Consider the following 23312-nt stretch of genomic DNA (forward strand, 5'->3'; position numbering starts at 1 on the left):
CGGCAGGGCTAGAACCCACTGATACGCAACCCGATCGAGAACAGCCCATATGACCGCTCAAGCCGGCTTGCCGTGACCGGGTTGTAGAGCATCGGCACATACCCCATCAGACTGTTCTGCGAGCCCTGTCCGCGCATAAACACGTCCACGTATCGGTTGATCGCATACGACGCCTGCAGTACGACGGTCTGGTTGAACTGGGCCTTGGGTGCGCCATATGCCGTATAGCGTTCGTCCAGTTCACGGAAGAAATACTGGGCGTGATAGCCGGCCAGCAGGCTCCACGACCCGTAGCGCCATCTCCACGAACCGCCGGCGCCGATGAAGGCGCCGCTGTCATTGAAGCCATTGGCATCGAGGCCGAACTGGGTTGCGTTGATGCTGAAGCTGGAATTGCTGACCATCGCGCGTCCGACCCTGCATGGTGCGGCGAGCGTGCCGAGGGCCATGTTGTTCGTGCCGATGGTCACGTTGTACCGGCACGCGCCCTGTTGCAGCGTGCCCTGGATTTCTCCGGCGCGCACCCAGCTATAGCCCGCACTGATGAAGCCGGTCAGGAACTGGTTGGTCCACGGTTGGCCGGTGTAGATCAGGTCAGCCTGCACCTGCGTATCGTTCGGATGCGCGATGGTGAAGTCGGCGAGCTTGTTGGCATAGGTCGGCCCGGTCTTGCTCAGGCTGCCAGTGTAGTTGCCCCATGCGGACAGGCGCAGCGTCAGCTTCCTGCCGGCATCCGGGCTCACGATCAGGCCATAACTCGGTGAGGCAAGCCAACTGTCTATGCCGGCAGAGTCGTCGGCGTAGCTGAGGTGCCGGCGCCAGTATCCGGCCTCCAGCGACCACGCCGGCGAGAACTTGTAGCCCACACGGGCATGGCCCCCCTGGTAATGGCTGCCCACGTCATAGGCGCCTTCCGCCGCATACCCCCACGCCGCAGCAACCACCGGTTCCGCGCTGAGCAGCGCATCCTCCATGGCGCCGAGCGCCGTTCCCCATGACGCCAGCATCATGGCGCCGATGCTGGCTGCTCTGAGCCTGCGTTGCGTAATGGCGCGCATGTTGTCTCCCCGTTGGCCTTCTTATTCTTCGTGGTCTTGCTACCTGGCCCCCACCGTCTGTCGCGGTGCTTGGCGCTAATTGAATGTTGGAAAGCCGAAAGCCCCTATACAACCCTGTTGTGTGTGCCCGGACACGGGCCCGACCCGGGAAGCCGATCTGCCTTAGCTTGACATTCGCTCTTACGATATATATCGTACGATATGTTTTACGACATAGCGGAGGGCGTCATGCGCCACCCCCACCATCACTCCGGCTTCTCCGGCCACGGCCGGCACCTCTTTATGCGACTTGTCCCGCACCTTGCGCACTACTCCATGGGTCGCCAGGGCGGAGGCTTCTGGGGCGGTCGCCCCGATGACGGCTTCGGGCCCGGCGGTCCCGAAGGTCCCGGCGGCTTCGACGGCGACGGCTGGCGCCGCGGCCGCAAGTTCAGCGCCGACGACCTGCAACTGCTGTTGCTGGCCCTGCTCGAGGAAAAACCCAGTCACGGCTACGAGCTGATCAAGGCACTGGAAACGCGCACCAGCGGCTTCTACAAGCCGAGCCCGGGCGTGGTGTACCCGGCGCTGACTTACCTGGAAGAAGTCGGCTACGCCACCGTCGACACCGAAGGCAACAAGAAGCGTTATCAGCTCTCTGACACGGGCAGGGCCCATCTCTCGGCCAACCGCGAGCGTGTCGACGTGATGTTCGGCAAGCTGCGCCATGTGGCGCGCAAGATGGAGTGGATGCGCCGGGCGATGAGCGGCGAGCCGCAGGTCGAGCCGGAGCAGGGCGGCTGGCTGCCCGAGCTGGTGCAGGCGCGTACCGCGCTTAAGCGTGCGCTGATGTTGCGCAGCGAGGCGGGCGTGGACGAACAGCACCGCATTGCCGAGATCCTGTCGCGCGCGGTGGCTGAAATCGAAGCAGGTCCCAAGGCCTGAGCCGTGGCGCTGACACTGGCCTGCGCCATCGGTAACTGGACCCGGCAAGCGCCGGGCTCGAAATCAATGAATCCCAACATGACTGCAAACGCCCCTGAATCCGCGCGCGACCTGACGGTCCAGCGCGTGCGTCATCCGCTCAAGATGCGCCTGCTGCAGGTGCTGCGCACCACGCAGGTTTCACCGCAACTGCTGCGCGTGACACTGGGCGGCGCCGACCAGGAGGACTTTGCCTCGGCGTCGTTCGACGACCATGTCAAGGTGTTTTTCCCGGTGAATGGCGCCGACAAGCCGGTGCTACCGCAGGTGACGCCTGACGGCATCGTCTTCCCGGAAGGCCAGCCGCGCCCGCCCGTGCGCGACTACACGCCGCGCCGCCATGACGCGGCAAAGCGCGAACTGGATATCGAATTCGTGCTGCACGGCGACGGTCCCGCGTCGACGTGGGCGGCCCAGGCGCGCGCCGGCCAGTACCTCGGCGTTGGCGGGCCACGCGGCTCGTTCGTCGTGCCGGCGGCGTTCGACTGGCACCTGCTGATCGGCGACGATACCGCACTGCCGGCGATCGGCCGAAGGCTTGAAGAGCTCGGCCCGGATACCCGCGCCATCGTGGTGGTGGAAGTGGCCGATGCAGCCGCGCAGATCCCGCTGCCGACACAGGCGCACCTCGACCTGCACTGGTTGCATCGCGGCGATGCGCCCGAAGGCAGCCTGCTGGAAGCAGCGCTGCGCACGCTCACGCTGCCGCGCGGCGAAGGCTATGTCTGGGCCGCCGGTGAAGCCGCGGCGATGAAGGCGGTGCGCCAGTACCTGGTCAGCGAGCTCGGCATCGACAAGCGCCGCATCCGCGCATCGGCGTACTGGAAGCGCGGCGATGCGGCAGTGCATGAGACGCTCGACGACTGAGGCGAAGCGGCGCAAGGTACCTGCGCTGCGATGCACGCGCCCGCCGCGATGCCCTAATATAAGCCCATCAGGCCATCGCCGCGCTCAGGAGGACTCGCTGTGCCGCACGCCGCCATGCCTTGCCGCCTCCCATCCAGCCTGCGCCTTGCGCTGGCTGCCAGTGCGGTTGTCCTTGCCGCCTGTGCGCCTGATTCGGTGCGCAATATCCAGGCGAAAGACTTCAATGCCTATCTCGATTCGCTGAAGACCGCGTGCCCGAACATGGTCATGGGCTCGAGCAATATCAGCGACTGGCTCCGTACCAGTGGCGACAGCGATGACAGCAACTACGTCTACTGGCTGGACCAGACCTCGCGGCTGTATTACCAGCGCATCTCGGTCAAGGAATACCGCGATTCAGTCAGTGCGGCGCTGGGCGGGCGCTCCGACGCACCCGCGCTGGACTGCATCGTGCGCAACCTTCCGGCCAACCGGCCCACGCATGTGCCCGGCGGAAGGCTGTAAGGATCGCACGCAGCCGTTGTGCAACGGCCGCATCCCGGCTAACATGAGTCCCCGGTGGCTAAGACAACGGCCGCCGACGTCGCTCGGACGGTTCCGGGCGCTTACGTAAAGGACTCTCTCCATGACTGCCGCTTCTGGCAAGCGCCGCTTTGCGCGCATCGATCGCCTTCCCCCGTACGTTTTCAATATCACTGCCGAGTTGAAGATGGCCGCCCGCCGCCGTGGCGAGGACATCATCGACATGAGCATGGGCAATCCCGATGGCGCCACGCCGGCGCATATCGTGGCCAAGCTCACCGAGGCGGCGCAGCGGCCGGATACGCATGGCTACTCGGCCTCGAAGGGTATCCCGCGCTTGCGCCGCGCGATCTCGCACTGGTATCGCGAGCGCTATGACGTGGAGATCGACCCCGATACCGAGGCCATCGTCACCATCGGCTCCAAGGAAGGGCTGGCGCACCTGATGCTGGCCACGCTGGATCGCGGCGATACGGTGCTGGTGCCCGATCCCAGCTACCCGATCCATATCTACGGCGCGGTCATTGCCGGCGCGGATATCCGTTCGGTGCCGCTGGTGCCGGGCATCGACTTCTTTGCCGAGCTGGAGCGGGCGATCCGCGGCAGCTATCCCAAGCCCAAGATGATCGTGCTGGGCTTTCCGTCGAACCCGACGGCGCAATGCGTGGAGCTGGATTTCTTCGAACGGGTGATCGCGCTGGCGCGCAAGCATGACATCTTTGTCGTGCATGACCTGGCGTATGCGGATATCGTCTTCGATGGCTGGAAGGCGCCGTCGATCATGCAGGTGCCGGGCGCCAAGGATATTGCGGTAGAGTTCTTCACGCTGTCCAAGAGCTACAACATGGCGGGCTGGCGCATCGGCTTCATGGTGGGCAATCCGGACCTGGTGGCCGCGCTGACGCGCATCAAGAGCTATCACGACTATGGCACCTTCACGCCGCTGCAGGTGGCGGCCATTGCGGCGCTCGAAGGCGACCAGCAATGCGTGCGCGAGATCGCGGCGCAGTACCAGTCGCGCCGCGATGTGCTGGCGCGCGGGCTGATCGAATCGGGCTGGCCGGTGGATATCCCGAAGGCGTCGATGTATATCTGGGCGCGGATTCCGGAGCCGTATCGCCACCTCGGTTCGCTGGAGTTTGCGCGGCAGCTGCTGGAGAAGGCGAAGGTGACGGTGTCGCCCGGCATCGGCTTTGGCGACTACGGCGACGAGTACGTGCGCTTTGCGTTGATCGAGAACGAATCGCGCATCCGGCAGGCCGTGCGGGGCATCAAGGCGATGTTCCGTGCGGACGGGCTGGTGAAGGTGCCTGCGCCGGAGCACGGTGAAAACGCGGCAAAACCCGCCAAGACCACCAAGCGCGCGGCTCAGTAACGTCGCAGCGCCTCCAGGTCGAGCACGTGCACCACGCCGTGCTCGACCGCCAGCAAGCCTTCATCCTCCAGCACCTTCAGCGCCGCATTGGCGCGCTGGCGCGAGATGCCGGCCAACAGGCCGACTTCTTCCTGTGTCAGGTGCAGGCTCGACGCCGCGTCGGCACCGAGGGCGGGGCACAGCACCGGATGGAACAGCGCCGCCAGGGCACGCGCCACGCGGCCTTCGACGCCATGCATGCGCTCATGTTCGACCGTGGCGATGAAATGCCCGAGGCGTTCGTTCAGTTGCGTGATCAGATAGCGATTGAAGGGCAGGCTGCTGGCCAGCAACCATTCGAAGGTCGCCAGCGGCAGACAGGCGATGCGCGAATCGCGCAGCGCCACCACGTCATAGCGCCGCGCTTCGCGCTTGAGGAGCGAACCTTCGCCCAGCCAGCCGCCGGCGGGTACGCCGGTCAGCGTGGCGCGCTTGCCCGACGCGACGGAGCAATGCACCTTCACCAATCCCTGCGCGACACCCAGCCAGCAATCCGCAGGCTCACCCTTGCGGCTGACGTAGGCGCCCTGCGGCACCAGGCGCTCGCGCAGTTCGGTGCGCACGCGCTGGCGTTGCTCCGGCGTCAGCAAGCCGGCCCACGCGCTGCGCGCCAGCAGCGCGTCCAGGCTCACGGCACCGCAACCGCTCAGGCGTGCAGGGGCAACGGCTGCTCGCCCGGTGCCCACCACGGCCGGAACAGCGCCTGCACCGCGGCGTCGTCGACGGCTTCATAGCTGGCGGTGCGCCAGTGCGGCGCGTTGTCCTTGTCGACGATCAGCGCGCGTACGCCTTCGATGAAATCGCCCTGCGAGAACGTATTGACCACTACGGCCAGTTCCATGCGGAAACAGTCGGCCAGATCCATGCGGCGGCCGCGCAGCAGCAACTCGCGCGTGGCGCAGGCAGACAGCGGTGAGCGCATGCGCAGTACGTCGATGGTGCGGGTGGCCCACGCGGTGTATTGCGGATCGTCCTGGCAGGCCAGCCCGGCAAGGATCTCGGGCAGCGTGGCGTGTGCCGGGAAATGCCGCAGCAATGCCGGCAGCGTCTGCAGCAGCGGCGCATCGGCGGCGCTTGCCACCGGCTCGCGCACCAGTGCGTGGCGCAGGTCTGCCAGCACGTCCTTGCCCCAGGCAATGCCGGCAAGCGTCTGCTCCAGCCCGGCCAGCGAGCCGCTGTCGACGGCCGCGTCGGCCAGCCCGCACAGCAGTGCGTCGGCCGCGCCGATGGTGACGCCGGTCAGCCCCAGGTACAAGGCCAGCTCTACCGGCAGCTTCGACAGGAAGTGGCTGGCGCCCACGTCCGGCACCAGCCCGATACCGGTCTCCGGCATGGCCACGCGCGAGCGCTCGGTGACGATGCGCAGGTGTGCCGCCTGCGCCAGACCCATGCCGCCGCCCATGACGATGCCGTCCATCAGCGCCACCAGCGGCTTGGCATAGCGGTGCAGGCGGTAGTCCAGCGTGTATTCGTCGATAAAGAAGCGCCGGTGCAGCGGGGTGCCGTCGCGGTAGCTGTCGGTCAGTGCGCGGATGTCGCCGCCGGCGCAGAAGGCCTTGGGGCCGGCCCCGCGCAGCACGACCGCGCGGATGGCGTCGTCCTGCGCCCACGCCTCCAGCTGCGCGCCGAGCGCGACGATCATCGGGTACGACAGCGCATTGAGCTGGCGCGGCCGGTTCAGCGTGGCGATGCCGACGCCGTTGACGGCGTGGAACAGCACCTCGGGTTCGGCGGCGTCCAGGTTGGCGGCCGTGGTCTCCTCAGTCAGGCGCATGGCCGGCTCCTAGGCGTTGCGCCATTGCGGCGCGCGTTTCTCGAGGAAGGCGTTGACGCCTTCACGTTGGTCGGCATCGTCGAACAGGTCGACAAAGCGCTCGCGCTCCAGCGCCAGGGCGGCCTGGCGTGGCACGCCCTGGCGCGCCAGGTGCACCAGCCGCTTGCTGTGCGCGGCGGCGCGCGGGCTCACGTTGCCGGCGCGCTGCGCCATCGCCATCGCTGCCTGCAATGCCTGGCCGCGCGGCACGACTTCTTCCACCAGGCCGATACGCAGCGCGGTGGCGGCGTCGACGCGTTCGTTGGTCAGGATCATGCGCTTGGCCCAGCCTTCGCCGACCAGCCACGGCAGCGTCTGCGTGCCGCAGCCGCACGGCAGCAGGCCGACCGCGGCTTCCGGGAGCGCCATCTGCGCGTGTTCCTCGGCGATGCGGATATCGCAGGCCAGCGCGCATTCCAGGCCGCCGCCCATGGCATAGCCGTTGATTGCGGCGATCACCACGGGGCGGGCGTTCTGCAGCGCTTCGAAGGCGCTGCCGAACTGCTGTGCCATCACGCGGGCATGGGCGCGGTCGCCTTCGGCAAAGCCGTTCAGGTCGGCGCCGGCGCTGAAGAACTTCTCCCCGGCACCGGTGACGACCACGGCGCGGACTTCCGGGTTTGCGTCGATCTTTGCCACCAGCTCGCGCAGTTGCTGCAGGCCCTCGGCGGTGAAGGCGTTGGCGGGCGGGCGGCTCAGCGTCAGCGTGGCGACGTGGCCTTGCAGGGCGAACTCGATCATTGCTTGGGCTCCAGGTACTGGCGGATCACGCCGGAGAAGTCGAGCTGGCCGTCGCCGCCATGGCTCATGGCCTGGTAGAGCTGCTGCGCCAGCGCACCGAGGAACAGCGGCTGCTTCACGCTGCGCGCGGCATCCGCTGCGAGGCCCAGATCCTTGAGCATCAGGTCGGCGCCAAAGCCGCCGGTGTAGCCGCGCCCGGCCGGTGCGGTCTCGATCACGCCAGGCCAGGGGTTGCAGGTGTCGGAGGCCCAGCAGCGGCCGGTGGAGGTGTTGACGATGCCGGCCAGCACGTTGGCATCGATGCCGAGCTTGACGCCCAGCGCCATCGCCTCGGATACGCCGATCATGGAGATGCCGAGGATCAGGTTGTTGCAGATCTTGGCGACCTGGCCGGTGCCGGTGCCGCCGCAGTGGACCAGGTTGCGGCCCATGCCGGCGAGTACCGGGCGCACCTGGGCGAACAGTGCTTCGGTGGCGCCGACCATGAAGGTCAGCGTGCCCGCCTGCGCGCCGACGGTGCCGCCGGAGACCGGGGCATCGGCCAGAGCGTTGCCGTGGGCTTCCGCGGCAGCGGCCAGTTCGCGCACGGTGGCGGGGTCGATGGTGCTGGAGTCGACCAGCGGCACGCCGGGACGCACGCCGGCGAGGACGCCGTCTTCACCCAGGTAGGCGCTGCGAACATGTGCCGCGGCGGGCAGCATGGTGATGACGAAGTCGGCTTCGGCTACCGCCTTGCGAGCGGAATCGGCTGCGGCGGCGCCTTCGGCGCGCAGTGAGGCTACTGCGGTGGCGTTGAGGTCGAAGACGGTCAGCGTGTGGCCGGCCTTGAGCAGGTTGCGCGCCATGGGGGCGCCCATGTTGCCGAGGCCGATGAAGGCGATATGCATGGGGTGTCTCCTTCGTACAAGGTGTCAAATCCCTGCCTGCTTTTTTTCCCCTCTCCCGCCTGCGGAAGAGGGGCGGGGGAGAGGGCGGGGATGTCAATCGCTACTGCGTCAGTTCAGCAGCCATGAAAGTTCGCGTGCCGGTGGTTCGCGTAGGTCAGAGGTCCTGCCAGCGCCTGCCCTCTCCCCCGGCCCCTCTCCCGCAAGCGGGAAAGGGGAGCAAACCGCCGGCCCTGCGACGTGCCTCGCATTACTTCAGACTGATCGTCGTATTCACCCCATCATTCACCGTCGCGTCATCAAACCACCGCGCCGTCACCGTCTTGGTCTGCGTATAGAACTGCACCACCTGCTTGCCGTACGGACCCAGATCGCCCAGCTTGGAGCCGCGCGAGCCGGTGAAGCTGAAGTAGGGCACCGGCACCGGGATGGGGATGTTGATGCCGACCTGGCCGACGTCGATCTCGCTCTGGAACTTGCGCGCGGCAGCACCGCTCTGCGTGAACACGCCGGTGCCGTTGCCGAACGGGTTGCGGTTGACCAGCGCGATGGCATCATCCAGCGTCTCGACGCCGATCACCACCAGCACCGGCCCGAAGATCTCTTCGGTGTAGATCGTCATGTCGGTGCCGACTTCGGTAAAGATGGTCGGCCCGATGAAGTTGCCTTCCGGGTAGCCCGGCACCTGCACGTTGCGGCCATCGAGCGCGAGCTTGGCGCCTTCGCGCTCGCCACTGGCGATCAGCCCCAGCACTCGCTCCTTGGCGGCCACCGACACGACCGGGCCGACATCGGTGCCGGCCTCGGCGCCGGCGCCGACTTTCAGGGTCTTGGCGCGCTCGACCAGGTCTGGCACCCACTCGCGTGCCGCGCCGACCAGCACCACCACCGACGTGGCCATGCAGCGTTGCCCCGCCGCGCCGAAGCCGGCGCCGGCCAGTGCGTTCAGCGTCTGTTCCTTGTGCGCGTCGGGCAGCACCACGGCGTGGTTCTTCGCGCCCATCATCGACTGCACGCGCTTACCGTGCGCGCCGGCCAGGTTGTAGACGTGCGTGCCGACCGCGGTCGAGCCCACGAACGACACCGCCTTGATGTCCGGGTGCGTGCACAGGGCATCGACCACGTCCTTGGCGCCGTGCACCACGTTCAGCACGCCCGGCGGCACGCCGGCTTCCAGCGCCAGCTTGACCAGTTCCATGGTCGACAGCGGGTCCTGTTCCGACGGCTTGAGCACGAAGGTGTTGCCGCACACGATCGCCATCGGGAACATCCACAGCGGGATCATCGCGGGGAAGTTGAAGGGCGTGATGCCGGCGCAGACGCCGATCGGCTGCTGCAGCGTGTAGGTGTCGACGGTGGAAGCGACGTTCTCGGCGAAGCCACCTTGCTGCAGCGTGCCGATCGAGCAGGCATGCTCGACCACTTCCAGGCCGCGGAAGATATCGCCCTCGGCATCGGCCAGGGTCTTGCCCTGCTCGGCGGTCAGGACGGCGGCGATGCGCTTGCTGTGCTCGCGGATCAGCGCCTGGTAGCGCAGCATGATGCGCAGCCGCGCGCCGATAGGCGTGTGGCGCCACATGGCAAAGGCGCGGTGCGCGGCGCCGACGGCGGTGGCGACCTCGCTGGCGGTGGCCAGCGGCACGCGTGCCAGCACTTCCTGGGTGGCGGGGTTGACCACCTGGCGGAACTCGGTGGCGGACGATTCCACCCATTCGCCGTTGATCAGCAGCGGTACGGTCGGCACGGCATGGTCGGTCTTGGGCACTGCGCTCATGGTTGTCTCCGGACGGTGTGTTGGTATGAGGATGGCAAGGGTTACAGGCTGCGCGCGATCAGCATGCGCTGGATTTCGCTGGTGCCTTCATAGATCTGGGTGATGCGGGCGTCGCGGTAGTGGCGCTCGACCGGGTAGTCTTCCAGGTAGCCATAGCCGCCGTGGATCTGCAGCGCCTTGGAGCAGACGCGCTCGGCCAGCTCGGAGGCGTACAGCTTGGCCTGCGAGGCTTCGGACAGGCACGGCGAGCCTTCGCTGCGCATGCGCGCGGCACGGTGCACCAGCAGGCGCGCGGCATTCAGCTCGGTGGCCATGTCGGCCAGCATGTTGGCGATGGGCGGATGCTCGCGCAGCGGGCGGCCGAACTGGATGCGCTCCGACGCATAGCGGCATGCGGCTTCAAACGCCGAACGCGCAATGCCGATTGCCTGCGCCGCAATGCCGATGCGGCCGCCTTCGAGGTTGGACAGCGCGATGCGCAGCCCCTCGCCGGGCTCGCCGAGCAGCGCGTCGTGCGGCACGGTGCAGTCTTCCAGGGTAATCGCGCAGGTGTCGGAGGCGCGGATGCCCAGCTTCTTTTCCGGCGCATGGACGATAAAGCCCGGCGTATTGGTGGGGACGAGAAAGGCCGAGATGCCCTTCTTGCCAAGCTCGGGCTCGGTGGCGGCAAACACCACCGCCACGCCGGCGCGCTTGCCATTGGTGACGAACTGCTTGCTGCCGTTGAGGACCCAGCCGTTGTCGGTGAACCTGGCGCGGGTGCGCAGGTTGTGGGCCTCGGAGCCGGCCTGCGGCTCGGTCAGGCAGAAGGCGCCGATCATTTCGCCGCTGGCCAGGCTGGCCAGGTAGCGCTCCTTCTGCGCGTCGGTGCCGTAGTGCAGGATCGGCCCGCAACCCACCGAGTTGTGCACGCTCATCAGCGTGGCGCAGGCTGCGCAGCCCGCTGCGATTTCCTCGATGGCAAGGGCGTAGGCGACATAGTCCGTATAGGTGCCGCCCCATTCCTCGGGCACGATCATGCCGAGCAGGCCCAGGGCGCCCATCTCGGCCACCACGTCTTCCGGCAGGCGGCCGTCGCGGTCCCACTGTGCGGCGCCCGCGGCCAGGCGCTCGCTGGCAAAGGCGCGCGCGCTGTCGCGGATCATTGTTTGCTGTTCGGTGTAGTCGCTGTGCATGGCTATGGGGGCTGGCGTATGGGGAGCCTGTTCAGGGCTCCGTTTGGCGCCACGCGGCAAGTGAGGCAGAATGCGCGTTCGGCGTTGACCTGCAGGCAGTGTAGGAACGCCGCGGGCGGGCTCCTATGCCAAAATCCGCCAATCTTCCTGAACTCGTTTGCCACGTTGGCGCCCCGGCAGCTTTGCCGATGGCTTTGCCAGCGGGCCTGCCGGCTTGCACGCCATCACCTAGCGCCATGGAAAAAGGCAGCGTTGCCATCTGTTTCGTCCACCACGCCATTGCCGGGCTGCGTCCGCGCGGCATCGACCCGGAACCCGTGCTGCGCGGCGCCGGCATTGCGCCGGCGCTGCTGGCGGTGCCGCAGGCGCGCGTGTCGGCCGCCAGCTACAGCGAGCTGTGGCTGGCCGTGGCGGCGGCGCTCGACGATGAATTTTTCGGCCAGGATTCGCGCAGCATGAAGTGCGGCAGCTTTGCCATGCTGTGTCACGCGGTGGCGGGCAGCCGCACGCTGGGGCAGGGCCTGGAGCGAATCACGCGGTATTTTCGCTTGCTGCTGGACGATATCGGCGTGCGGCTGGACCGGCACGGCAACGAGGCGGCGCTGGTGCTGACCGCGCCGAGCGGCCAACTAGGCCGGCGGCCCGGCGTGTTCGCCAAGGAAACCATGCTGATCATGCTGCTCGGCCTGATGAGCTGGTTGCTGCGCCGGCGCGTGCCAGTGCTGCTGGCGGCGTTCGACTATGACGAGCCTGCCTACAGCGCGGAGTACCGCGTCATGTACTCGCGCCAGCTGGCCTTTGGCCAGCCGGCCACGGCGCTGGTGTTCGATGCCGCGCTGCTCGATCAGCCGGTGCGCCAGGACGAACGCAGCTTGAAGTCCTTCCTGCGCGAGGCCCCGCACAACGTGGTGGTGAAGTACTCGGACCGCGCCAGCGTGGGCGCGCGTGTGCGTCGACTGCTGCGCAACCAGCGGCCGGAGCAGTGGCCCACCTTTGAAGCGCTGGCGCACAGCTTGAACCTGTCGGCGTCGTCGCTGCGGCGCCGGCTGATGGACGAAGGCGTCAGCTACCAAGACCTCAAGGACGCTCTGCGGCGCGACCTGGCCATCGAGGCGCTAAGCCATTCCGGCCGGCCGGTGGCGGATATCGCTGCGGAACTGGGTTTTGCCGAACCGGGCGCGTTCCACCGCGCGTTCCGGCGCTGGACCGGGTCGCGTCCCGGCGCGTACCGTAAGTTTGCGGACGAGGCCTGACCGCCGCCGGCCGGTCAAAGGGGAGGGGGCTGAATGCTATGGAAGGGCTGTGTCAGACGCATTCATTTTGCAAGCTCCTTTCGTGAAACGGGTTCGCGAAGCTTTGTTTCACTTTGGGGGCTCATCTGTGGACGTCGCAACTCCGGCGGTCCATCGTCCGTCAGCCGCAATCGGTCTGCCTCCGGGCATGAAGCTTCCTTGTAAATGAGCGGTTCATTGATGGGCGACAGCATGACTGCGCCGAATGAGACCGGCAGCAAGAAAGCCGGACGGCATGGATACCGATTTATGATCGATGGGAAACGGTTGCCGCAGTGGTATGCGTCGATGGCGGCAGCCTGCGGGGCGGGAAACTCGTCTCGGGAGGGCGGGTGGAACCCCGTGGACCGCAGTGGAACTATCCCCAGGGGATAGCCCAGGATACGCCGCAGGTGAATCGCCTCGGCCTGTGCCACGTTGCTAGCGCATTCCTTGGCGTGGCGGGCGATGCTGTGGGTCAGGCTGATCTGCATGTTCAGCGCGATGCGCTGCAGCTCCATCGCGTACAGGTCGTCGATCAGCGAGGCCGGAATTGCGGGGTGGCCGAGCAGCGATTCCCACAAGGCCACGCCCGTGGATGAGCGGTCAATATTGCGCCAGCGCAGGACGGTCGTCCCTGCGCCAGTGGTTTGCAGAGCCAGTTGCACATCGAGCAGGTTGAAGGGGTAGGCCCTCGCCTGGGGCAGCACGCGCCGCTGTGCCAGGACGATCAAGCTGTCGCGCAGCGCCAGGCACTGGCTGGCCCAATGCCTCCAGACTCCCCTTACCTTTAAAAGGTTGTAAAAGGCCTTTTAGGTAGGCTGCGTGTTCCAGTCGCTGGAAGTCCGCCTGTTCCAGCGCCGTGAAGCACGTCGGCTGGACGGGCATGGAAGGCTTGGTGTGCCGTGCTATCCCCTGGGGATAGCACGGCAGTGTTCGGCTAGTTCATGTAGGGCTGTGGGCGCCATACCCTCTCGAGCTCTGTACCTGGCGGCCCGCTTACCATCCACGTTTCGGCAGCGAGCTCGAGTGACACAGCCAACACCAGTACGTCACTACTATCCGTGTATGACTGATCGGTACGCATGATGTTCTCCTGTGAGCAAACCTCAGCAGCTGATTGTAGGCGTCAGCTCGTGGAGTGCTTCGCTTCATAGGATCTACAGACGAATATCAACGGAAGTTGGCGTGGCGAATAGCTTGGGTTCCTTGCCGAGCGGAAACCCGATCACGTACAGGACGTTAGCTGGCATTGGCCTGTCCGGGTCCGAGCCCCCCTTCAGCAGCACTTTGCGCTCGGCATAGCATAGCGAAACGCCAAGGGTCTTGAGCACATCGATGTTGGCTTGCATCGTGTCAGACGCCTCGCGCTTCTGCGCTTCGGTGTAAGAGTCCAGGCCATCCCGGTAGTCGCGGAAATATTCCATCAGCGCGGCGAAGCTTTTATCCGCTTCGCGGCCCATCTCGAAGGCCAGCTGCGACATATCCATCGTGCTGGTCTGCGCCAGCTCGGCCAACTGCTTACCCGTGGTCAGCCGAATCGCCGCGAAGGTGACGTGCTCGTGGTCGAACTGTTCCTGCGCAGCCTTGAGTTCGTCTTCGGGTGGAATCGCGAATGGCTTGTTGAGCGCGTCGATGTCCAGGAAATCGAACGCCCTGGCCAGCGCCCGGCAGGTGTCGGGGCCGGCGGGCCAGCCTTGCTCGACGCGCTGAACGGTTCGCACGTTGAGCCCGGCGATCACGGCCAACTGCTCTTGAGTCCATTGCCGGGCGTCGCGGAACACCTTGATGCAGACAGCCAGCTCGGCGGGGGTCAGCAGGCGTACTGGTGGCGTGTTTTCCGTCGCGTTCATATCGTTTCTCCTTCGTTATCGACCGGCGTGGCCAGCCGTGCTGGCCACGCCATTGCGCATGGCATGGCCGCACCTGGCGAGGGGCCAGAACGCAAGCAAGAATCCGACAGCGGCCAGCACTGCCACATAGTGAGCAGGCGCCATGGTGTCGTGCTGCAGCCACAGCGTGAGAATCATCGGCGTGAGGCCGCCAAAGACTGCGTAAGACATGTTGTAGGCAAACGAGAGACCGGTGAACCGCACCGGTGCCGGAAAGGCGCGCACGCCGGCAATCGGCACGGTGGCGATGGTGCCGACGAACAGACCCAGCAGTCCGTAGTGCCAGAACAGCGTGGCAGGCGTGCCGGGCAGGCTGCCGTAGAAGAGGTAAGCGGTCATGAAGAGTCCGCCCCAGCCGATCAGCATGACGGCCCGGGTGCCGATGCGGTCGCATGCCCACCCGACAATCATGCAGCCGATGGTCAGCGTGAGGGTGGCGAACGCATTGGTTTCGAGCGCGAGCGCGGCGGGAATGTGGTGGGCCTTCTGCAGGTAGGCGGGTGTATACAGCACGGCCACGACGATCGAGGTGGAAAGTACCCAGGTCAGCAGTGCGACGAACAGACTGGCCGAGCGGTGATCGCGCAGCACGGTGCGGATCGGCAGTTCGCGCGCCAGATTGCTGCGCTCAGCCAACTCGCGGAACACGGGGGTCTCATGCAGGAACCGGCGCAGGTACACGGACACAAGCCCGAAGACACCGCCCAGGAGGAAGGGAATGCGCCAGGCGAAGTCGCTCACCTGCTCAGGCGAGTAGTGGCGATTGATGGCGACGGCAACGAGCGACCCCAGCAGGATGCCGCCCGTGATGCCAGCGGTCAGCGTGCCGATGCCGAAACCGTAATGCCGGCTCGGCACGTGTTCGCCGACAAACACCCAGGCACCGGGCATCTCGCCACCGATGGCCGCGCCCTGCAGCACGCGCATCGCCAGCAGCAGCAGCGGCGCGGCTACGCCGATGCTGGCGTAGGTGGGCAGCAGGCCGATAATCAGCGTGGGCGCGGCCATCAGCAAGATCGAGAGCGTGAACATGCGCTTGCGGCCAAGCCGGTCACCAAAGTGCGCGATCACGATGCCGCCCAGCGGGCGTGCCAGGTAGCCCGCGGCGAAAATGCCGAAGGTCTGCAGTTGTCGCAGCCAGTCAGGCATGTTGGCCGGGAAGAATAGCGCCCCCAGCACCGTGACGAAGAAGACGTAGATGACGAAGTCGTAGAATTCGAGCGTGCCGCCAAGGGCAGCCAGGGCCAAGGTCTTGTAGTCGCGAGCAGCCAGCGTGCGTGCCGGAACGGGAAAGACGCCGCCCGGTGCGTTCAGGGGTTTCAACTGCGGTTCTTGTTGTGGATTCACGTTCAGTCCTCGTCGGGTAGTGATCAAACGGACTTCGATTAGGGCTCGCCTTCTGAGGCCAAGACCCGGACGGTCGCCCGAGAGCGATGCCGCCCCGGCATCGTCCGATGCGCCACGCCTGCATGGAAACGGCCAGCCGCTGAGACATCAAGCCGTATCTCAGGCGGGGGCTCTTCTCACAGCCGCTCTACCAGCTCGTCAACGAGATATCGCCTAGAGGCGTCTAGGCTTTGGATCTTCCGGGGCTAGAGCAAGCGCCTCAGGTCCCGCCTTATCGGTCTTTCCATGTTGTTTGCTCTGAGCGACAGCGGCGGCCCAAAGCACAACCGATGAGGCGACGCAGGGCCTCTCGGGCCGGCCTACCAGGGTGTGCCAGCCGGTTCGGTCAGTCGGGGATCGAACCGTCGAGCTGCGCCAGCTGCGCATACGCCGATAGCGGTCGCGTAGGCCGGAAGTACAGGTCGCGAAGAATCGGCCTTTTAAGCGGCCCAACGATGGATGCGAGGTCGGACAGCTTCACATGGCTCAGTTCGGGCATGCCGATACCCACGTCGCACAGACCGTAGGCGGTGTCACCGTCGGCCGGGTCGAGCGCGGCCAGTAGCCAGCTCGCATGCGCATCCGGGGTAAAGAGCCGTACCACCGGCAGCGGGTCGCCAGCGTGGCCGGCTGCGTTTGCCTGGCCGTTTGCGAGCAGTTGCGCGCGTTGTTCCGAGGTGATGAGGGATGGGTTCATGGTCACAGCCTCCATAAGATTCACTCCATGGAGGAGCGAGGCGACACTGGGCTCGGCCATTGCCGCCTTGCCGCAATCAAGTGAAGCCCCGCACCTCCCAATCATCATTAAGAATATGAATACTACCAAATCGGTAGTATTTGCGCCAGAACAACGCCGGACGATCCTGTCTTCACCAATCAGAAGGCAGAAATGTCAGTACTCGCGAAACGACTTAAGGAGGCGCGGCAGCGTGCCGGGTTATCGCAAGAAAAGCTGGGGATTGAATCCGGGCTAGACCCTATGTCTGCCAGCACGCGAATGAATCGGTACGAACTCGGGAAAAGAACGCCTGATTGGCCGCTTGTCGAAAGGATAGCCGCCGTGCTGAAGGTGCCTACGTCCTACTTCTATGCATCAGCAGACGACGAAGCCGAGTTGCTGCTTGTATTTCATAGGCTTTCAAAGAAGCATCGAGCCGCTGTGATCGCGTTTGCAAGCGAGAATGCGCCTTAATTAGCACATTCTGCCAAGTGCGACTGAAGTAGTCGTAACACAGTTGGCAAAGATGGGCCGCTGCATGTCGCCGCCTTAGCTAGTAGCGCTGACCTGCAGCAGCCGTCAAACCACTACAGGTTCGTGGCTGATACAGGGGCTCCACCCCGGGCTGTTGCACGTCCACCCCGTGTGGGGGTCATGGATCGAGATCAGTCGGGATCGAACCAGCATGGCCGCGCTGCCGCGGAGGGGCGTCCCGGCATTATCGGGCTCAACGGCTACATTAGCGTGATGAGCAAGATGAAGTGCGGCGCCGAGCAGGACGATCCCTACTAGGGCTGGTGGATGCTGCGCATCGAGGACAAGTTGGCCGACACCAAGACGAGTCTACAGACGCTGCGCGAACAGGTGGAGCAGGCGCTGGCCGGCGTGCCTCCGGCGCTCAGCCTGGGTGAGAACCTGAACGTGCAACCGGTGAAACTCCCGCTGTTCGTCAACGCCTAGCTCGGCTTCGCCGCAAACTACTTGCTGGCCGACTACGATGACCTCGCGAGCAAGCTGATCCTTGCCTACCATGCGGCGCTGATCGACCTTGACACGCTGGAGCGCTGGCTCAACGATGGCGCGCCTGCGCAGCCTGTTTTCGCTGGCCCAGCAGCACCGCTTCGCTGGCACGACGCGCGATGACTTTGCGGAGAAGAACGCGCCGTGCGTGCGGCAGTGGACGGACTTCCACCTCACCCGCACAAAGTGGGGTATGGACATCGATGACCAGGCCGGCACCGCCGAACGCGACGAGGGTGCGACGGAATGACGGTACCCACTATTCCCATCCAGCCGACGTGCTTCACGGCGCTGGAACAGGCGGACTTCCAGCGACTGGAACACGCAGCCTACCTAAAAGGCCTTTTACAACCTTTTAAAGGTAAGGGGAGTCTGGAGGCATTGGGCCAGCCAGTGCCTGGCGCTGCGCGACAGCTTGATCGTCCTGGCACAGCGGCGCGTGCTGCCCCAGGCGAGGGCCTACCCCTTCAACCTGCTCGATGTGCAACTGGCTCTGCAAACCACTGGCGCAGGGACGACCGTCCTGCGCTGGCGCAATATTGACCGCTCATCCACGGGCGTGGCCTTGTGGGAATCGCTGCTCGGCCACCCCGCAATTCCGGCCTCGCTGATCGACGACCTGTACGCGATGGAGCTGCAGCGCATCGCGCTGAACATGCAGATCAGCCTGACCCACAGCGTCGCCTGCCACGCCAAGGAATGCGCTAGCAACGTGGCACAGGCCGAGGCGATTCACCTGCGGCGTATCCTGGGCTATCCCCTGGGGATAGTTCCACTGCGGTCCACGGGGTTCCACCCGCCCTCCCGAGACGAGTTTCCCGCCCCGCAGGCTGCCGCCATCGACGCATACCACTGCGGCAACCGTTTCCCATCGATCATAAATCGGTATCCATGCCGTCCGGCTTTCTTGCTGCCGGTCTCATTCGGCGCAGTCATGCTGTCGCCCATCAAATGAACCGCTCATTTACAAGGAAGCTTCATGCCCGGAGGCAGACGCCGACGCTGAAGACCTCGGAGGGCAGCGCGGCGCATCGCGCTGGCGGCGTGCATCTTCTAGTCCATTGAATCACTGGATGTATCGTGACCACATGCTTGGGCATGCAACGAACGATGCGGACGAGCGGACAACGTACTGACCTGGAGGCCGTCATGCGCGAGCGCCACGGCAATGCGGCCCTTGCGTGACGCGCACTTTGGGCCGATGGAGAGCGCCGGATAGATACTCGCTCCAAGCTTGCTTGCAACGACGGATTCATCTCGCGATGGACGTCGGCGTAAGAGGCGCAAGGGCTGGCCGGTCTGGTGTCGTTCCATCTTGGCAGGGCGCCCAAGCGCCCGGTGGCCAAGCTGGAGGCGCGTGTGTTGGAGCGAACTTGCATACTCCCAAGGACGGCTCGACACACTGGAGCAGCCGCAAGTTGGCAGCCGAACTTGGCGATGTGTCGTTCTCCGCGATATAACGCATCTGGCGCAAACATGGCGTCCATCCTCATCGGATTGATACCCACATGGTCTCCAACGATCAGAGCGCGTGCGCGGCCTCCGGTGCCGCTTGCGTAGTCGAGGCAGGCTCGCTGTGCGCCGCAATGCGGTTGCGCCATGTAGGGGTTGCCCAGCCACTGAAGCGCCGACGGCGTGCCGCGCACCGCATGCCCGGTGGCGAAGAACAGCGCAAAGCAGGCGGTCGTGATGAAGAAGCGCGCCGACTTCCCGCGCGGGCGTCGGCGCAGCAAAGTCAGCCCGACCAGGGCGCGCAGCGGCGTGGAATGCCGAGACGATCACGACGCGCGTGGTGAATTCGTCGACGGCTAGTGCAATGTTCCATTCTGTTTGGAACTTAAGCGGCGGTTGGCGCGAATGACCTTCTGTAGGATGTCGCGAGCGCTCTTGGTCCAGATGAACGGCTTGGGGTTGGTGTTGTGGTGAGCGATGTACTCGTTGATGGCGTCGACCAGTTCCGGCACGCTGGTGAATACGCCGCGGCGAAGTCGCTCGGTCGTGATGTCGCGAAAGAACCGCTCGACCATGTTCAGCCATGACGCCGAGGTGGGCGTGAAGTGCATGTTGAAGCGCGGATGCTTGGCCAGCCAGTCTTGCACCGCAGGATGCTTGTGGGTGGCGTAGTTGTCGGCGATCAGATGCAGCGTTTTGTCCTTGGGCGTCTCGCGGTCGATCTTGCGCAGGAACTTCAGCCACTCGGTATGGCGGTGGCGCTGCTGGCACTGGGCGATGACCTGGCCATCGAGCACGTTGAGCGCGGCAAACAGCGTGGTCGTGCCGTTGCGCTTGTAGTCGTGCATCATGGTGGCCGCACGTCCCTTCTTCAACGGCAAGCCGGGCTGCGTGCGATCCAGCGCCTGCACCTGGCTCTTCTCATCGCAGCACAGCACCAGCGCGTGCTCGGGTGGCGACATGTAGAGGCCAACGATGTCTTCAAGCTTCTCGACGAACCGCGGATCGCGCGAGACCTTGAAGCCGCGCACGACATGGGGCTTCAGGCCGTGGGCGTGCCAATGGCGCATGACGGTGCTGGCGCTCACGCCCAACTCGGCGGCCATCTTGCGCGTGCTCCAGTGCGTGGCCGCCACGGGCTTCGTTTGAGTGGTCAGCTCCACCAGCCGCGCCGTGTCCACCTTCACCGGCGGCGCACCGCGCGGCAAGTCACGTTCGATACCGGCCAGCCCCGATTGCGCATACCGCTCACGCCAACGCGAGACCTGCACGCGTCCGACTCCCAACTGCTCGGCGATGTCCTTGTTCTGCAATCCGTTGGCGGCCAGCAGCACAATGCGCGCGCGCTGCGCCAGCCTCACGCTCGTGAGCTTCGACCGAACCAGCCTCGTCAACTTGGTTCGCTCCTCGTCGGTCAACATGATCTCGGGGGCAACTCGCACTCGCTCTCTCCACGCTGTATCGCAGTAGGGCATTGGAGACGCCGAATTCATATAAGTTCCATCAAGAACAGAACGCTACACTAGCGCCACACGATCACGCCGGCGGTGGTCACTGCCGTGGCTGCAACCAGCCGGTGCTAGGGCGGCACGCCGCCGCAGAAGCGCACGCTGCCGGCGTAGAACAGCGCCAGCGACCACGCCAGCGCGGCGTTGGCAACGCCGACCGAAAGCATGTCTGGGATCATGCCGCGCAGCGAGAACAGCACCAGCGCCCCGGTCGCGGTCAGGTTGGCATTGCACCATTCGCCAACACCGGGCAGCCCGCAGCGGCGCAGCGACCACACGGTGGCCAGCATCATGGCGCTGAGCGCGGTCGTGATCGTGAGCAGGGCGAACCGGACGGACATCGGTCAGGGGCTGTCGGCGGCGCGACTAGAATGCCCCGGTCCGGCGAGACCTGTAATGATACGGGGCGAGCAGGGCCCGTGGGCGCTGGCAAAGGGCGCGCCATTGCGCTGTCCGTAGGATGTGAGGTCGCCGACGCCTGCGTCGGGAGTGGCGCGGCGCGTGCCTAGTCGGTTCGCCGCGGCGGCTCGGGCGGCTCGGGCGGCTCGTCCGCGCGCAACACCGGATCGTTCCTGAGCAGCCAGCGCACGGCGATCAGCAGCGCCGCGAGGAAGGCAAGGATATAACCGCCAACCGAAGTGACCTGGTTCATTGTTCGACCCCATCTTCTTGTCCCGGCTTCTGTGGCCGGTCGGATTGTCATTATGGGAGCCAGCCCACGCGCCGGACATCCCCTGATTGGGGGCCGGCGCGGTCACATCGGCACGATTGCCTAGAGTTGCGCGGCGTGGTGGCGGACGTGGTCGGCGATAAAGGTCGTGATGAAGTAGTAGCCGTGGTCGTAGCCGCTGTGCCGGCGCAGCGTCAGCGGCTGGCCCGCCGCCTGGCAGGCGGCCTCGAAAGCATGCGGATGCAGCTGGCTCTGCAGGAACTGGTCATCCAGGCCCTGGTCGACCAGGATGCCGGCCGGGAAGGGCGCCGCTTCCTGGCGCGCCATCAGTTCGCTGGCGTCGTGCTCGGCCCATGTGGCGCGGTCGGGGCCGAGATAACCGGTGAAGGCCTTCTCGCCCCAAGGGCAGCGCGTGGGCGCGGCGATCGGGGCAAAGGCCGACACCGAGCGGAAGCGATCCGGATGGCGCTGCGCCAGCACCAGTGCGCCGTGGCCTCCCATCGAATGCCCGACGATTCCAACCCGCCCGGCATCGCCCGGCAGCGCCGTGGTGACCAGGTCGAACAGCTCGGTGGCGACGTAGCTCTCCATGCGCCAGTGCTTGCTCCAGGGCGCCTCGGTGGCATCGACATAGAAGCCGGCGCCTACGCCGAAGTCCCAGGCGTCGGCCTCGCCCGGCAGGCCCGCGTCGCGCGGGCTGGTGTCGGGCGCCACCAGCATCAGGCCGTGCTCGGCGGCGAAGCGCTGCGCGCCGGCCTTGATCATGAAGGTTTCCTCGGTGCAGGTCAGGCCGGCCAGGTAGAACAGCACCGGCACCTTGGCACCCCCCTGCGCCTGCGGCGGCAGGTAGACCGAGAAACGCATCGGTAGCCCGATGGCCGTCGAATCATGGCGGTAGAAGCGCTGCACGCCGCCATGGCAGCCGTGTTGCGAGATCAGTTCCATGTCGGCGCCGTCCTTAGTACAGCACCACCGAGCGGATCGACTCGCCGCGCTTCATCAGGTCGAAGCCGTCGTTGATGCGCTCCAGCGGCAGCGTGTGCGTGATCAGGTCGTCGATATTGAGCTTGCCCTCCATGTACCAGTCGACGATCTTCGGCACGTCGGTGCGGCCGCGCGCGCCACCGAAGGCCGAGCCTTTCCACTCGCGGCCCGTTACCAGCTGGAACGGGCGCGTCGAGATCTCGGCGCCGGCCTCGGCCACGCCGATGATGATCGACTTGCCCCAGCCCTTGTGGCAGCACTCCAGCGCCTGGCGCATGACCTGCGTGTTGCCGATGCATTCGAATGAGTAGTCCGCGCCGCCGTCGGTCAGCTGGATGATGTGGTCGACTACGTTCTCCACGTCCTTCGGGTTGATGAAATGCGTCATGCCGAACTTGCGCGCCATCGCTTCCCGCGCCGGGTTCAGGTCCACGCCGATGATCTTGTCGGCGCCGACCATCTTCGCGGCCTGGATCACGTTCAGGCCGATGCCGCCGAGGCCGAACACCACCACGTTGGCGCCGGCCTCCACCTTGGCGGTGAACAGCACCGCGCCCACGCCGGTGGTGACGCCGCAGCCGATGTAGCAGACCTTGTCGAAGGGCGCATCGGGGCGGATCTTGGCCAATGCGATCTCCGGCACCACGATGTGGTTGGCAAAGGTCGAGGTGCCCATGTAGTGGAAGATCGGCTTGCCGCCGATCGAGAAGCGCGAGGTGCCGTCCGGCATCAGGCCCTTGCCCTGGGTGGCGCGAATCGCCTGGCACAGGTTGGTCTTGCGCGACAGGCAGAACTTGCACTGGCGGCATTCCGGCGTGTAGAGGGGGATCACGTGGTCGCCCGGCTTGAGCGAGGTCACGCCGGGGCCGACGTCGGTGACGATGCCCGCGCCTTCATGACCGAGGATCGCGGGAAAGATGCCTTCCGGATCAGCGCCGGACAGCGTGTAGTAGTCGGTATGGCAGATGCCGGTGGCCTTCACTTCCACCAGCACTTCCCCGGCGCGCGGGCCGTCCAGGTCCACGTCTTCAATGGTCAGCGGGGCGCCGGCTTTCCAGGCGATGGCGGCTTTCGTCTTCATGTGGGGTCCTCCGGGGTAGGGATACGGATGGGCGCGGCCGCGGGTGGCCGATGGCGACGATGCGGGGCCCGAGGGCAAGACTATACGGCCATCCGGCTGCCGGAGGCCAGCCTGTGCGG

At 65.7% G+C, this 23312-nt stretch carries 25 protein-coding genes and 2 pseudogenes; 10 read left to right on the forward strand and 17 right to left on the reverse strand.

Going from position 1 to position 23312, the window contains the following annotated elements; genetic code table 11:
- Positions 1 to 8: 8 nt before the first annotated feature.
- Positions 9 to 1058, reverse strand: a complete 1050-nt coding sequence (locus AC10V3_RS26965) for a hypothetical protein (RefSeq protein WP_490924276.1) — start codon at positions 1056 to 1058, stop codon at positions 9 to 11.
- A 228-nt stretch (positions 1059 to 1286) separates the two neighbouring features.
- Here AC10V3_RS26965 and AC10V3_RS26970 point away from each other — a divergent pair, with 228 nt between their 5' ends.
- The 4 genes from AC10V3_RS26970 (at position 1287) to alaC (ending at position 4785) form a co-directional block, all read left to right on the forward strand.
- Positions 1287 to 1982, forward strand: a complete 696-nt coding sequence (locus tag AC10V3_RS26970) for a PadR family transcriptional regulator (RefSeq protein ID WP_490924277.1) — start codon at positions 1287 to 1289, stop codon at positions 1980 to 1982.
- A 78-nt stretch (positions 1983 to 2060) separates the two neighbouring features.
- Positions 2061 to 2888, forward strand: a complete 828-nt coding sequence (locus AC10V3_RS26975; RefSeq protein ID WP_490924278.1) for a siderophore-interacting protein — start codon at positions 2061 to 2063, stop codon at positions 2886 to 2888.
- Between the two features lie 114 nt (positions 2889 to 3002).
- Positions 3003 to 3392 carry a hypothetical protein gene (locus tag AC10V3_RS26980; RefSeq protein WP_490924279.1) on the forward strand — a complete coding sequence of 130 codons (390 nt, stop codon included), beginning with the start codon at positions 3003 to 3005 and terminating at the stop codon, positions 3390 to 3392.
- A 121-nt stretch (positions 3393 to 3513) separates the two neighbouring features.
- Positions 3514 to 4785, forward strand: a complete 1272-nt coding sequence (gene alaC / locus AC10V3_RS26985) for an alanine transaminase (RefSeq protein ID WP_022538427.1) — start codon at positions 3514 to 3516, stop codon at positions 4783 to 4785.
- Here the strand turns inward: alaC and AC10V3_RS26990 are convergent.
- From AC10V3_RS26990 to AC10V3_RS27015, 6 genes are all read right to left on the reverse strand, one after another.
- Positions 4779 to 5456: a Crp/Fnr family transcriptional regulator gene (locus AC10V3_RS26990; protein ID WP_454753037.1), complete on the reverse strand. Its 678-nt coding sequence runs from the start codon at positions 5454 to 5456 to the stop codon at positions 4779 to 4781. The two genes, alaC and AC10V3_RS26990, sit on opposite strands and share 7 nt — an antisense overlap.
- Positions 5457 to 5470: 14 nt before the next feature.
- On the reverse strand, positions 5471 to 6598 hold the full coding sequence (locus tag AC10V3_RS26995; protein ID WP_490924280.1) for an enoyl-CoA hydratase/isomerase family protein: 1128 nt from the start codon (positions 6596 to 6598) through the stop codon (positions 5471 to 5473).
- A gap of 9 nt (positions 6599 to 6607) precedes the next feature.
- The gene (locus AC10V3_RS27000) at positions 6608 to 7378 is read right to left on the reverse strand and encodes an enoyl-CoA hydratase (RefSeq protein ID WP_022538430.1); all 771 of its coding nucleotides are present in this window, start codon (positions 7376 to 7378) and stop codon (positions 6608 to 6610) included.
- On the reverse strand, positions 7375 to 8265 hold the full coding sequence (mmsB, locus tag AC10V3_RS27005; RefSeq protein WP_490924281.1) for a 3-hydroxyisobutyrate dehydrogenase: 891 nt from the start codon (positions 8263 to 8265) through the stop codon (positions 7375 to 7377). The genes AC10V3_RS27000 and mmsB overlap by 4 nt, the downstream gene beginning before the upstream one ends.
- 247 nt (positions 8266 to 8512) lie before the next feature.
- Positions 8513 to 10036, reverse strand: coding sequence for a CoA-acylating methylmalonate-semialdehyde dehydrogenase (locus AC10V3_RS27010; protein WP_490924282.1), 1524 nt, complete (start codon positions 10034 to 10036; stop codon positions 8513 to 8515).
- Positions 10037 to 10077: 41 nt separating this feature from the next.
- Positions 10078 to 11211 carry an acyl-CoA dehydrogenase family protein gene (locus AC10V3_RS27015; protein WP_454753041.1) on the reverse strand — a complete coding sequence of 378 codons (1134 nt, stop codon included), beginning with the start codon at positions 11209 to 11211 and terminating at the stop codon, positions 10078 to 10080.
- 236 nt (positions 11212 to 11447) lie between these two features.
- Here AC10V3_RS27015 and AC10V3_RS27020 point away from each other — a divergent pair, with 236 nt between their 5' ends.
- A complete protein-coding gene (locus tag AC10V3_RS27020) occupies positions 11448 to 12464 on the forward strand; it encodes an AraC family transcriptional regulator (protein ID WP_022538434.1) in 1017 nt (338 codons plus the stop codon).
- A 62-nt stretch (positions 12465 to 12526) separates the two neighbouring features.
- Here AC10V3_RS27020 and AC10V3_RS27025 read toward each other — a convergent pair whose 3' ends face one another.
- The 5 genes from AC10V3_RS27025 to AC10V3_RS27045 all read right to left on the reverse strand — a co-directional run bounded on the left by AC10V3_RS27025 (position 12527) and on the right by AC10V3_RS27045 (position 16457).
- Positions 12527 to 13207, reverse strand: a complete 681-nt coding sequence (locus AC10V3_RS27025) for a DUF3158 family protein (protein WP_454753551.1) — start codon at positions 13205 to 13207, stop codon at positions 12527 to 12529.
- On the reverse strand, positions 13089 to 13370 hold the full coding sequence (locus AC10V3_RS27030; RefSeq protein ID WP_454753042.1) for a DUF3158 family protein: 282 nt from the start codon (positions 13368 to 13370) through the stop codon (positions 13089 to 13091). The genes AC10V3_RS27025 and AC10V3_RS27030 overlap by 119 nt, the downstream gene beginning before the upstream one ends.
- Positions 13371 to 13642: 272 nt before the next feature.
- The gene (locus tag AC10V3_RS27035) at positions 13643 to 14335 is read right to left on the reverse strand and encodes a helix-turn-helix domain-containing protein (RefSeq protein ID WP_454753043.1); all 693 of its coding nucleotides are present in this window, start codon (positions 14333 to 14335) and stop codon (positions 13643 to 13645) included.
- A 15-nt stretch (positions 14336 to 14350) separates the two neighbouring features.
- The gene (locus AC10V3_RS27040) at positions 14351 to 15721 is read right to left on the reverse strand and encodes an MFS transporter (protein ID WP_454753044.1); all 1371 of its coding nucleotides are present in this window, start codon (positions 15719 to 15721) and stop codon (positions 14351 to 14353) included.
- Positions 15722 to 16106: 385 nt separating this feature from the next.
- Positions 16107 to 16457: a DUF2958 domain-containing protein gene (locus AC10V3_RS27045; RefSeq protein ID WP_454753045.1), complete on the reverse strand. Its 351-nt coding sequence runs from the start codon at positions 16455 to 16457 to the stop codon at positions 16107 to 16109.
- A 192-nt stretch (positions 16458 to 16649) separates the two neighbouring features.
- On the opposite strand from AC10V3_RS27045, the gene AC10V3_RS27050 reads away from it, so the two are divergent.
- The 5 genes and pseudogenes from AC10V3_RS27050 (at position 16650) to AC10V3_RS27070 (ending at position 19310) form a co-directional block, all read left to right on the forward strand.
- Positions 16650 to 16952, forward strand: a complete 303-nt coding sequence (locus AC10V3_RS27050) for a helix-turn-helix domain-containing protein (RefSeq protein ID WP_454753046.1) — start codon at positions 16650 to 16652, stop codon at positions 16950 to 16952.
- A 210-nt stretch (positions 16953 to 17162) separates the two neighbouring features.
- Positions 17163 to 17640 (forward strand): annotated as a pseudogene (locus AC10V3_RS27055) (PFL_4669 family integrating conjugative element protein); the annotation flags it as partial.
- A gap of 104 nt (positions 17641 to 17744) precedes the next feature.
- Positions 17745 to 17969: pseudogene (locus AC10V3_RS27060) on the forward strand (DUF3158 family protein); the annotation flags it as partial.
- The gene (locus tag AC10V3_RS27065; protein WP_454753552.1) at positions 17902 to 18453 is read left to right on the forward strand and encodes a DUF3158 family protein; all 552 of its coding nucleotides are present in this window, start codon (positions 17902 to 17904) and stop codon (positions 18451 to 18453) included. The pseudogene AC10V3_RS27060 and the gene AC10V3_RS27065, both read left to right, overlap by 68 nt.
- 701 nt (positions 18454 to 19154) lie before the next feature.
- Positions 19155 to 19310, forward strand: a complete 156-nt coding sequence (locus AC10V3_RS27070) for a hypothetical protein (RefSeq protein ID WP_349605978.1) — start codon at positions 19155 to 19157, stop codon at positions 19308 to 19310.
- Here the strand turns inward: AC10V3_RS27070 and AC10V3_RS27075 are convergent.
- The 5 genes from AC10V3_RS27075 to AC10V3_RS27095 all read right to left on the reverse strand — a co-directional run bounded on the left by AC10V3_RS27075 (position 19307) and on the right by AC10V3_RS27095 (position 23193).
- Positions 19307 to 20392, reverse strand: coding sequence for an IS630 family transposase (locus tag AC10V3_RS27075; protein WP_490924208.1), 1086 nt, complete (start codon positions 20390 to 20392; stop codon positions 19307 to 19309). The two genes, AC10V3_RS27070 and AC10V3_RS27075, sit on opposite strands and share 4 nt — an antisense overlap.
- A 137-nt stretch (positions 20393 to 20529) precedes the next feature.
- Positions 20530 to 20799, reverse strand: coding sequence for a hypothetical protein (locus AC10V3_RS27080; protein ID WP_022538439.1), 270 nt, complete (start codon positions 20797 to 20799; stop codon positions 20530 to 20532).
- A 164-nt stretch (positions 20800 to 20963) separates the two neighbouring features.
- Positions 20964 to 21110 carry a hypothetical protein gene (locus AC10V3_RS27085; protein WP_022538440.1) on the reverse strand — a complete coding sequence of 49 codons (147 nt, stop codon included), beginning with the start codon at positions 21108 to 21110 and terminating at the stop codon, positions 20964 to 20966.
- 120 nt (positions 21111 to 21230) lie between these two features.
- Entirely contained in the window at positions 21231 to 22073 is an 843-nt protein-coding gene (fghA, locus tag AC10V3_RS27090; protein WP_022538441.1) for an S-formylglutathione hydrolase, read from the reverse strand.
- A 13-nt stretch (positions 22074 to 22086) separates the two neighbouring features.
- The gene (locus AC10V3_RS27095; RefSeq protein WP_454753047.1) at positions 22087 to 23193 is read right to left on the reverse strand and encodes an S-(hydroxymethyl)glutathione dehydrogenase/class III alcohol dehydrogenase; all 1107 of its coding nucleotides are present in this window, start codon (positions 23191 to 23193) and stop codon (positions 22087 to 22089) included.
- Positions 23194 to 23312: the final 119 nt, after the last annotated feature.

It is taken from the genome of Cupriavidus sp. PB-02 (assembly GCF_058252315.1).

What these genes read in the sequence shown, in the direction of transcription:
- AC10V3_RS27010 (WP_490924282.1), bottom strand. Translation starts at nt 10,036, where the DNA reads ATGAGCGCAGTGCCCAAGACCGACCATGCCGTGCCGACCGTACCGCTG.
- AC10V3_RS26980 (WP_490924279.1), top strand. Translation starts at nt 3,003, where the DNA reads ATGCCTTGCCGCCTCCCATCCAGCCTGCGCCTTGCGCTGGCTGCCAGT.
- AC10V3_RS27000 (WP_022538430.1), bottom strand. Translation starts at nt 7,378, where the DNA reads ATGATCGAGTTCGCCCTGCAAGGCCACGTCGCCACGCTGACGCTGAGC.
- AC10V3_RS27020 (WP_022538434.1), top strand. Translation starts at nt 11,448, where the DNA reads ATGGAAAAAGGCAGCGTTGCCATCTGTTTCGTCCACCACGCCATTGCC.
- AC10V3_RS26970 (WP_490924277.1), top strand. Translation starts at nt 1,287, where the DNA reads ATGCGCCACCCCCACCATCACTCCGGCTTCTCCGGCCACGGCCGGCAC.
- mmsB (WP_490924281.1), bottom strand. Translation starts at nt 8,265, where the DNA reads ATGCATATCGCCTTCATCGGCCTCGGCAACATGGGCGCCCCCATGGCG.
- AC10V3_RS26965 (WP_490924276.1), bottom strand. Translation starts at nt 1,058, where the DNA reads ATGCGCGCCATTACGCAACGCAGGCTCAGAGCAGCCAGCATCGGCGCC.
- AC10V3_RS27015 (WP_454753041.1), bottom strand. Translation starts at nt 11,211, where the DNA reads ATGCACAGCGACTACACCGAACAGCAAACAATGATCCGCGACAGCGCG.
- AC10V3_RS27050 (WP_454753046.1), top strand. Translation starts at nt 16,650, where the DNA reads ATGTCAGTACTCGCGAAACGACTTAAGGAGGCGCGGCAGCGTGCCGGG.
- AC10V3_RS26995 (WP_490924280.1), bottom strand. Translation starts at nt 6,598, where the DNA reads ATGCGCCTGACTGAGGAGACCACGGCCGCCAACCTGGACGCCGCCGAA.
- AC10V3_RS26975 (WP_490924278.1), top strand. Translation starts at nt 2,061, where the DNA reads ATGACTGCAAACGCCCCTGAATCCGCGCGCGACCTGACGGTCCAGCGC.
- AC10V3_RS27085 (WP_022538440.1), bottom strand. Translation starts at nt 21,110, where the DNA reads ATGAACCAGGTCACTTCGGTTGGCGGTTATATCCTTGCCTTCCTCGCG.
- AC10V3_RS27080 (WP_022538439.1), bottom strand. Translation starts at nt 20,799, where the DNA reads ATGTCCGTCCGGTTCGCCCTGCTCACGATCACGACCGCGCTCAGCGCC.
- alaC (WP_022538427.1), top strand. Translation starts at nt 3,514, where the DNA reads ATGACTGCCGCTTCTGGCAAGCGCCGCTTTGCGCGCATCGATCGCCTT.
- AC10V3_RS27030 (WP_454753042.1), bottom strand. Translation starts at nt 13,370, where the DNA reads ATGCCCGTCCAGCCGACGTGCTTCACGGCGCTGGAACAGGCGGACTTC.
- AC10V3_RS27095 (WP_454753047.1), bottom strand. Translation starts at nt 23,193, where the DNA reads ATGAAGACGAAAGCCGCCATCGCCTGGAAAGCCGGCGCCCCGCTGACC.
- AC10V3_RS27045 (WP_454753045.1), bottom strand. Translation starts at nt 16,457, where the DNA reads ATGAACCCATCCCTCATCACCTCGGAACAACGCGCGCAACTGCTCGCA.
- fghA (WP_022538441.1), bottom strand. Translation starts at nt 22,073, where the DNA reads ATGGAACTGATCTCGCAACACGGCTGCCATGGCGGCGTGCAGCGCTTC.
- AC10V3_RS27035 (WP_454753043.1), bottom strand. Translation starts at nt 14,335, where the DNA reads ATGAACGCGACGGAAAACACGCCACCAGTACGCCTGCTGACCCCCGCC.